Here is an 8754-nt window from a genome sequence, read left to right as displayed (position 1 = left end):
CACGACCGGGTACTGTAATTATTGGGGATAACGTAGTACGTGAAGGAGAAGTTATTGACAATACTAGTACCGATCCTCGTGTACAAGGGATATGTCGTTTCTATGAATTAATAGCTGATGAGCCACGTGTTAGTGCTACAGCGCTTCAAACTGTCGGAAGTAAAGGATACGATGGGTTTGTAATGGCAGTAGTAAAAGAGTGATACCGTTCGAAAGTCTATTACATTTATAGTAGAGTTTAGGGGAGTGAGAGATAATGAATGAAGCAGCACAACAATACTGGGCGGAGTATTGGAAAGATGCTGAGATACCAAAAACGGTGAGTGCTTGGAAATTTGGTGATACCGCAAATCGTCTTGCTAAGCAAGTAGTTGACGGAACGAAAACGGCAACTTGTTCTGCATATCTCTTCTATGAATTAAAGAATGTACCGTTACCAACTACAGAGGACTACTCTGTTATTTTGGATTACGATGAAAATCCGGTAGCAATTGTAAAAACAATTGAAGTAACAATAGTACCTATGAATGAAATTACAGAAGAGTTTGCAATTGCTGAAGGGGATGAAAGATATAAAAAAATAGGAGGAGAGAAAATGAAAAAGAAATTTCAAAAATTATAACATGTATCTTGTACAACGCAGCTACCTCGTGGACCTCCAACATACTTGGAAATATAAGTTTATATAAAAATTGGAGGTTAGGAATAGATGAGAACTGAAAAAGAAATGTTAGACTTAATTATAAATACAGCAAAAGAGGATGAAAGAATCCGAGCAGTTATCATGAATGGATCACGTGTAAATTCAAATGTGAAGAGAGATTGTTTTCAAGACTACGATATTATGTATGTTGTACATGATATACAATCTTTTACGTCTAATCATAATTGGATTCATAGATTTGGAGAAATAATGATTGTACAAATGCCAGAAGAAATGTCATTAATTCCAGCGGACGAAGACGGGAAATTTCCGTATTTAATGCAGTTTATGGATGGAAATCGAATTGATTTAACGCTCGTTCCATTTGATTTGATAAATAAGTTCGTTGGACAAGATAGTTTAAGTAAGCTGCTTCTTGATAAAGATAATTGTATTGTTGAATTTCCACCAGCAAGCGATAAAGACTACTTAATAAAAAAGCCTACAGAAAAAGAGTTTTTAGATTGCTGTAATGAATTTTGGTGGTGTAGTACGAATGTAGGGAAAGGACTATGGAGAGAAGAACTTTCTTATGCGAAAGGGATACTTGATGGTCCAGTACGAGATATGTTCATCGTAATGCTAGAATGGCATGTTGGTATGAAAACAGATTTTACAGTTAATGCAGGTAAGTTTGGAAAGAATTTCGAGCAATATGTTGAAGAAGATATGTGGAAGCAATTTAAAAAGACATTTTCTAATGCAGAATACGAAAACATATGGGGCTCATTCTTTGTCATGGGTGATTTATTTAGAGAAGTGGCGAATGAAATTGCTAACACATATGGATATCAATATCCGCAAGATGATGATAAAGTGACGAACTATTTAAAACATGTGAAAGCTTTGCCAAAAGATAGTACATCGATTTATTAATAATATAAAGCAGTAAGACTGTCCTGTTAACGGACAGTCTTATTTTTGCTTATGAATAACAATTTCTCTAACAAAGTGCAGATGAATCACATATGAAAATTTAGGGAGGTTTTTATCATGTATTATTTTTATTCGCCAGAAATGTTCGTTCCATATCAATGGGGACTAGAACGAGATGTTTCGTATGCTTATATGCCATATAACTCATTTTATTATGGAGACTATAAAAGCTCATTACCTTACGTATATACCCCTCAAAATTATGAAGTACCAATGAAAGCATATGAGCGTGGATCATGGACACCATTTTCGTGGGTCGAAAAATATGCGTATGCATTTTCAGGTTCTTACAATAAAGCGGAAGTAGCCCTTACATTTGATGATGGGCCAGATTTAGTCTTTACGCCAAAAATATTAGATAAGTTAAAACAACATAATGTGAAAGCGACTTTCTTCCTGCTTGGTGAAAACGCAGAAAAGTATCCAAACGTAGTAAAGCGTATTGCAAATGAAGGGCATGTAATTGGTAATCATACGTATAGTCATCCGAATTTAGCAAAAGTAAATGACGTTGAGTACCATAATCAAATAATAAAAACGGAAGAAATATTAAATCGTTTAGCTGGTTACGCACCAAAGTTTATACGTCCGCCATACGGTGAAATACTTGAAAATCAATTAAAATGGGCAACAGAGCAAAATTTTATGATTGTACAGTGGAGTGTTGATACGGTTGATTGGAAAGGTGTAAGCGCTGATACGATTACAAATAATGTGTTAGGGAATTCATTTCCTGGAAGTGTCATCCTCCAGCATTCAACACCAGGTGGGCATTTACAAGGATCTGTAGATGCACTAGACAAAATCATTCCGCAGTTAAAAACGAAAGGGGCACGTTTTGTAACACTTCCAAGTATGTTTCAGACATCAAAAGAAAGAAAGTGAATGTGTTATGAATTGGAAAAAATAGGGTTATGCCGTATAATGAAAGTGTAAGTTTAGGAGGGATATAATTGATTTATGCACTAGTAAACATAGGAATAAGCATATTGATTGGAATTATATTTATACTTGCGGCACTTATCCTTCAAAAAAATCCACCGACAGATATTAATGCGGCATATGGTTATCGTACGAAACGATCTATGAAAAATAAGGAATTATGGGATGCGGGTAATAGGTATAGTGCAGCAGTGATGAAGCAAAATGGATTCATCATGATGTTAATTGGGAGTGTTATTAGTATACTGTTTAGATATCCACATACAATGATAGCGATTATGGTGGTTATGCTGTTATTAATTATGCGTTTATTTATACAAGTAGAGAGTAGATTAAAAGTACTTGAGCAATAATGAAAAATAGGACTCCACGCAATATGATGCTGAGAGTCCTAATTTATTTATAAACTATTATTTTTTAATACTTCTTTTCCTTGCTCTATAACAAATTCATAGTATGCAAGATCATACGGATAAATATCTTCAAATGTTATCGTAATCGGTGTATTGTTTAAGACTGAAATAGTCTTTAAAGATGAAATTTCTCTTTTTAATAGTTGTAGAAAAGAAGTTGCATGTACTTTCATCACATCGTCTACTTCTTCACCTGGTGCGAATGGAAGTGGATTGATAACATTGTGAAAATACATATGACAAAATTCACGATCAGTAAGATTTGAAATTTCATAATCTATTTTAAAGATGCCTTTGTATATTAAATCAGTAGTTTGAAAGGAAAGCCCCAATTCTTCTTCGATTTCACGAAGGCCACCAATTTGTACATCTTCATCATGCATAATATGTCCAGCTGAAGTAATATCCCATATACATGGAGCTTCTTTTTTATTTTTAGAGCGTAATTGGAAATATAAGAACATATCTTCAGCATCTTTTTCTACAAACCAACAATGAAATGTTTCGTGCCAATCACCGTCACGATGCACTTCATCACGTAATTTCTTCCCAAGTGTATTTCTTTCAGGATCAAATATTGTTAACCACTCTGTCATTTTAATTCCCCTTTCTGCAAATTTCATTATACAATATTTGTATTGAATTTTGGGAAAATAAAGAAAAAGGAGTGGTTATAAGTGGGGATAGAGCGTGCGGAAATAAAATCGATTATTTCAACAGAGGAAGAGTTACGGAAAATATTGGGGCAACCAAGTGAGCGAGCGTTAAAGAAAGTTATTTCATCATTAGACCACCATTGCGTAGATTTTCTGTCTAAATCTCCTTTTCTAGTATTATCTACTGCAAATAAATTAGGAGAGTGTGATGCTTCGCCGAGAGGAGATGCACCTGGATTTGTATACGTATTAAATAATAATAAAATTATCATTCCAGAAAGACCGGGCAATCGTCGTATAGACTCCATTTTGAATATTATTTCAAATCCACGTGTAGGACTAATCTTTTTTATTCCAGGTCTTGGGGAGACGCTCCGGATAAATGGCCGAGCGTATATTACAAACGACGAAGAAGTTTTGAAAGAAATGCAGGCGAATGGACGTAATCCGTTGCTTGGAATTGTTGTTGAAATAGAAGAGTGTTATATTCATTGTGCAAAAGCTTTTATTCGTTCTAAGATGTGGGATTCAGAATCTTGGTTAAATAAAAAAGAGTTACCTTCAGCAGCAAAAATGTTGCTGGAGCATGCGAAAGTGAATACTTCAGAAGAAGATGTTGCTCGTTCTTTAGAAGAAAGTTATACAAAAAGATTGTATTGAAAATTTTATTGATATAGTTTTGTAAGGTGGATATGTACGGGTTTTAGAATGGGGAACTTATCCCGCATTAACGGGCAGTAAGACCCCTACCTTAAAATTTAGCGTAAGTAAAGAAGTTAGGTGGGTATCAACTGCCCGTAAAAGCCCGATTGGTTCGACTAATAATCAGTGGGGATGAACAAAATCCCTACTGATTAAAGTTTCACTTTATATATGAACCGTTGATTTATAAACTGGAGAAGTAACAAAATAGGTAAATTGAGTGGCGGTTGCATAATGCTATTGTAAAATATAATAAAAAAATTCTTGAAAATAGTTAGTAAAAATAGGCTTGCTTTTTAAAAAGTTGATAACTATAATAAGTTAACAAATAGACATGAACGAAAAAGTAACGATAAGGACAAGAAATCATTTTTACGGTTTACAGAGAGGGAAGTCTAGGGTGTGAGCTTCCTAACACGAGAAATGATTTTACCACCTTTGAACTTCAATAGTGAACGAGTAATCTAGTAATTATTGACGGTATCAGCCGTTATCTGAACTTGAGCAATCTAGAAGGAGATACGTCTAGATTGGAACAAGGGTGGAACCACGAAAACACATTCGTCCCTTTCCTAGGGGTGAGTGTGTTTTTTACGACCTTAGAGATTGAAAATTTAAAATAATTAAAAAAAAAGTATTGATTTTGTTTTTTATGCGAGTATAATGAGTTAACAAATAAACATGAACGAAAAAGTAACGATAAGGACAAGAAATCATTTTTACGGTTTACAGAGAGGGAAGTCTAGGGTGTGAGCTTCCTAACACGAGAAATGATTTTACCACCTTTGAACTTCAATAGTGAACGAGTAATCTAGTAATTATTGACGGTATCAGCCGTTATCTGAACTTGAGCAATCTAGAAGGAGATACGTCTAGGTTGGAACAAGGGTGGAACCACGAAAACACATTCGTCCCTTTCCTAGGGATGAGTGTGTTTTTTTATTACTTTGAAAGGAGGTGCTTGTAACATGAAACAATTTGTACGTACGGAAATAACCACCACCTGCATGGCCAAAGAGCAGGATAAGGTGATTTATAGGTGTAACAATTAAACTTTTAGGAGGAGATTAGAAGATGAATAACGTTATAAATGTTGGGGTATTAGGTTTAGGTACGGTCGGAAGTGGTGTTGTTCATATTTTGAAAGAACATTATAAAAAAATCGCTCTTGATACAGGATACGAAGTGAAAGTGAAAACAGTCGTTGTACGTGATTTGGAAAAAGAACGCGATGTTTGTATTGATGGAATTGCAGTAACAAGTCATGCAGATGAAGTTCTAAATGATTCAAATATTGATATTGTAGTAGAGGTAATGGGCGGAATTGAAGAAGCAAAACAGCATATTGTTAAGGCTTTACGAAATAAAAAACATGTCGTAACAGCAAATAAAGATTTAATGGCTGTATATGGTGCGGAGCTTCTTCAACTGGCGAACGATAATGATTGTGATTTATGTTATGAAGCGAGCGTAGCAGGCGGTATTCCAGTGTTAAGAGGACTAACTGACGGGCTAGCATCAGATCAAATTGAAAAAATAATGGGAATTGTAAATGGTACAACAAATTATATGTTAACAAAAATGAGTCAAAATGGGTGGTCTTATGAAGAGGCTTTACAGGAAGCTCAAAAATTAGGTTTTGCAGAATCGGATCCGACAGCAGATGTAGATGGACTAGATGCGGCGCGAAAGGTAGCAATTCTTGCAAACTTAGGTTTTTCGATGAATGTTTCATTAGATGATGTGCAAGTAAGAGGGATTCGAAAGGTTGAAAAAGAAGATTTACAAATGGCTGAAAAGTTAGGATTTACTATGAAGTTAATTGGGAAAGCAGAAAAACAAGGATCAGCCATTCATTTAAGTGTAGAACCGACACTTTTACCAAGTCGTCATCCATTATCGAATGTAAATAATGAATTTAATGCAGTATATGTTCACGGTCAAGCGGTAGGAGAAGTAATGTTTTACGGACCTGGAGCTGGAAAGTTGCCAACTGGTTCTGCTGTAGTAAGTGATATTATTTCCATCGTTAAAAATATGAATCAAGTGCCGAAAAATAAAAGTGCGTTAAAAGAACCAGTTCCTTATGAATTACAAGGTGATGAAGAAGTAGTTTCGAAATATTTCTTGCGTATTTCATTACGAGATGAGCCTGGGATGTTACAAAAAATAACAGAATGTTTCGTTAATTACTCTGTAAGTTTAAAAGAAGTTATTCAATTACCTTTAAACCGTGAACTGGCAGAAGTTGTTGTTGTGACACATCGAACTTCAAAGTATCAATTCGAACGAGTTTTAGGAGCGATAGAAGATGTCGCAAGTGAAATAAACAGTTACTACATTATCGAGGAGGAAAAACAATATGTATAAAGGACTATTAAAACAGTATGCTTCTTATTTACCGGTGAATGAAAACACACCTAATGTCAGCTTAATGGAAGGAAACACACCTCTTATTCCGTTATTAAATATATCAAAGCAATTAGGGATTCAGCTATATGGTAAGTACGAAGGAGCGAATCCGACAGGTTCTTTTAAAGATCGTGGTATGGTGATGGCAGTTGCTAAGGCGAAAGAAGAAGGTTCAGAAGCAATCATTTGTGCATCAACAGGTAATACATCAGCATCAGCTGCAGCATATGCGGCACGCCTTGGGATGAAATGTATAATCGTCATCCCTGAAGGAAAGATTGCGCATGGAAAATTAGCGCAAGCGGTCGCTTATGGAGCTGAAATTATTTCAATAGAAGGGAATTTCGATGATGCACTTAAGGCTGTAAGAAATATTGCTGCAGAAGAGCCGATTACATTAGTAAATTCAGTGAATCCTTATCGAATTGAAGGACAAAAAACAGCAGCATTTGAAATTTGTGACCAATTGCAAAATGCACCAGATGTTCTAGCTATCCCTGTTGGGAACGCAGGGAATATTACAGCATATTGGAAAGGCTTCTGTGAATATGAGAAAGAAAAAGGTTATAAGAAGCCAAGAATTCATGGCTTTGAAGCAAAAGGAGCAGCGGCAATTGTAAAAGGGCATGTAATTGAAGAGCCTGAAACAATTGCAACAGCAATTCGCATTGGTAACCCAGCAAGTTGGTCGTATGCAGTAGAGGCTGCCGAGCAGTCTTGTGGTGAAATAGATATGGTATCAGATGAAGAAATTTTACATGCGTATAGGTTATTGGCAAAAACTGAAGGAGTTTTCGCTGAACCGGGATCAAATGCTTCATTAGCCGGCGTAATTAAACATGTTAAATCTGGAAAAATCAAAAAGGGAGAAACAGTTGTTGCAGTATTAACTGGAAATGGTTTGAAGGATCCTGATATCGCTATTTCTTCAAATCAACTAGACATCGCAAGTTTGTCAAATGATATAGAACAAATTAAAGATCATATTAAAGGGGTGATTATGTCGTGATACCATTAAGCGTTCGTGTCCCTGCTAGTACGGCAAATGTTGGTCCTGGATTTGATTCAGTTGGAATAGCTTTGTCATTGTATTTAGATGTGGTGGTCAAAGAAAAAGCTGATAAATGGCAAGTAATCCATTCCTTTGAAGAATCAATTCCGACAGACGATAAAAATTTAATCGTTAGCACGGCATGTAAAGTATGTCCTTCTATATCATCCCATATAATAGAAGTTACTAGTAATATTCCATTAACAAGAGGGCTAGGAAGTAGTGCATCAGCGATTGTAGCTGGGATAGAGGTTGCGAATCAACTAGGCAATTTGAACTTAACTGCTGATCAAAAAGTTCAAATTGCTACAAATTTTGAAGGACATCCTGATAATGTTGCTGCCTCCATTCTAGGAGGAACTGTAATCGGAGCACTTGATGGAAAGAATGTTTCGGTTGTAAGAATTGAAAGTAAGGAATTAGGTGTAATTTCTCTTATTCCGAATGAAGAGTTAAATACAGAGGAAAGCCGATCTGTATTACCAGATGTGTTTCCGTTTCATGAAGCAGTTAAGGCTAGTGCAATCAGCAACGTATTAGTAGCTGCGTTTTGTCAAAAGAAGTGGGAAGTTGTAGGTGAAATGATGGAAAGAGATCATTTTCACGAGCCGTATCGTTTAGAACTCGTACCGTTATTACCATCTATTCGTAAATGTGCAAAAGAATTTGGTGCATACGGCACAGCACTTAGCGGTGCGGGACCATCTATTTTTATTTTAACGCCGTATGAGAAACGTCAAGAAATCGCTGAGCAATTAGCGAGAGTATTTACAGATATGAAAGTATGTGAGCTTGAAATCGACCATAAAGGTATTATTGTAAATAAGGAAGAGCATATTGGATTATAAAGAAAGCTGGCATGGCTAGCTTTCTTTACGTTGCAAACCTATTTTAAATTAGGTTTTTTCGGGAAAAATATAAAACAAATGTTAATTTTGA

10 protein-coding genes and 2 other annotated features are annotated in these 8754 nt (G+C 35.7%); of the genes, 9 read left to right on the top strand and 1 reads right to left on the bottom strand.

What is annotated here, in order from left to right; translation table 11 throughout:
• The 5 genes from MR170_RS13245 to MR170_RS13225 form a co-directional block, all read left to right on the top strand.
• A partial coding sequence (locus MR170_RS13245; protein ID WP_481746782.1) for an O-methyltransferase occupies window positions 1–203 on the top strand: 203 nt, incomplete at its 5' end.
• Between the two features lie 53 nt (window positions 204–256).
• On the top strand, window positions 257–622 hold the full coding sequence (locus MR170_RS13240; protein ID WP_016082003.1) for an ASCH domain-containing protein: 366 nt from the start codon (window positions 257–259) through the stop codon (window positions 620–622).
• A gap of 87 nt (window positions 623–709) precedes the next feature.
• Entirely contained in the window at window positions 710–1579 is an 870-nt protein-coding gene (locus tag MR170_RS13235; protein WP_242308410.1) for an aminoglycoside 6-adenylyltransferase, read from the top strand.
• Between the two features lie 117 nt (window positions 1580–1696).
• The gene (locus MR170_RS13230; RefSeq protein ID WP_000291212.1) at window positions 1697–2524 is read left to right on the top strand and encodes a peptidoglycan-N-acetylglucosamine deacetylase; all 828 of its coding nucleotides are present in this window, start codon (window positions 1697–1699) and stop codon (window positions 2522–2524) included.
• A 68-nt stretch (window positions 2525–2592) separates the two neighbouring features.
• Entirely contained in the window at window positions 2593–2934 is a 342-nt protein-coding gene (locus MR170_RS13225) for an SdpI family protein (RefSeq protein WP_000638559.1), read from the top strand.
• Window positions 2935–2981: 47 nt separating this feature from the next.
• Here the strand turns inward: MR170_RS13225 and MR170_RS13220 are convergent, their stop codons facing one another.
• Window positions 2982–3590, bottom strand: coding sequence for an NUDIX hydrolase (locus MR170_RS13220; protein WP_016082000.1), 609 nt, complete (start codon window positions 3588–3590; stop codon window positions 2982–2984).
• A gap of 81 nt (window positions 3591–3671) precedes the next feature.
• Between MR170_RS13220 and MR170_RS13215 the strand changes: the two genes are divergently transcribed.
• The 4 genes from MR170_RS13215 to thrB all read left to right on the top strand — a co-directional run bounded on the left by MR170_RS13215 (window position 3672) and on the right by thrB (window position 8663).
• Window positions 3672–4310, top strand: coding sequence for a pyridoxamine 5'-phosphate oxidase family protein (locus tag MR170_RS13215; protein ID WP_016081999.1), 639 nt, complete (start codon window positions 3672–3674; stop codon window positions 4308–4310).
• Window positions 4311–4692: 382 nt separating this feature from the next.
• Window positions 4693–4924, top strand: a binding site (T-box leader).
• A gap of 115 nt (window positions 4925–5039) precedes the next feature.
• Window positions 5040–5271, top strand: a binding site (T-box leader).
• A 155-nt stretch (window positions 5272–5426) separates the two neighbouring features.
• Window positions 5427–6722, top strand: coding sequence for a homoserine dehydrogenase (locus MR170_RS13210; protein WP_016081998.1), 1296 nt, complete (start codon window positions 5427–5429; stop codon window positions 6720–6722).
• Window positions 6715–7773, top strand: a complete 1059-nt coding sequence (thrC, locus tag MR170_RS13205) for a threonine synthase (protein ID WP_242308409.1) — start codon at window positions 6715–6717, stop codon at window positions 7771–7773. The genes MR170_RS13210 and thrC overlap by 8 nt, the downstream gene beginning before the upstream one ends.
• Complete coding sequence (gene thrB / locus MR170_RS13200) at window positions 7770–8663, top strand: homoserine kinase (RefSeq protein WP_242308408.1); 894 nt, start codon at window positions 7770–7772, stop codon at window positions 8661–8663. The genes thrC and thrB overlap by 4 nt, the downstream gene beginning before the upstream one ends.
• Window positions 8664–8754 lie beyond the last annotated feature (91 nt).

Origin of the sequence: Bacillus cereus group sp. BfR-BA-01524, assembly GCF_022662595.1 — a bacterium.
In the GTDB taxonomy this organism is placed as follows: Bacteria; Bacillota; Bacilli; order Bacillales; family Bacillaceae_G; genus Bacillus_A; species Bacillus_A thuringiensis_S.
The sequence above is the reverse complement of the archived record's forward strand: the minus strand, read 5'-3'. Positions and strand labels throughout refer to the sequence as shown.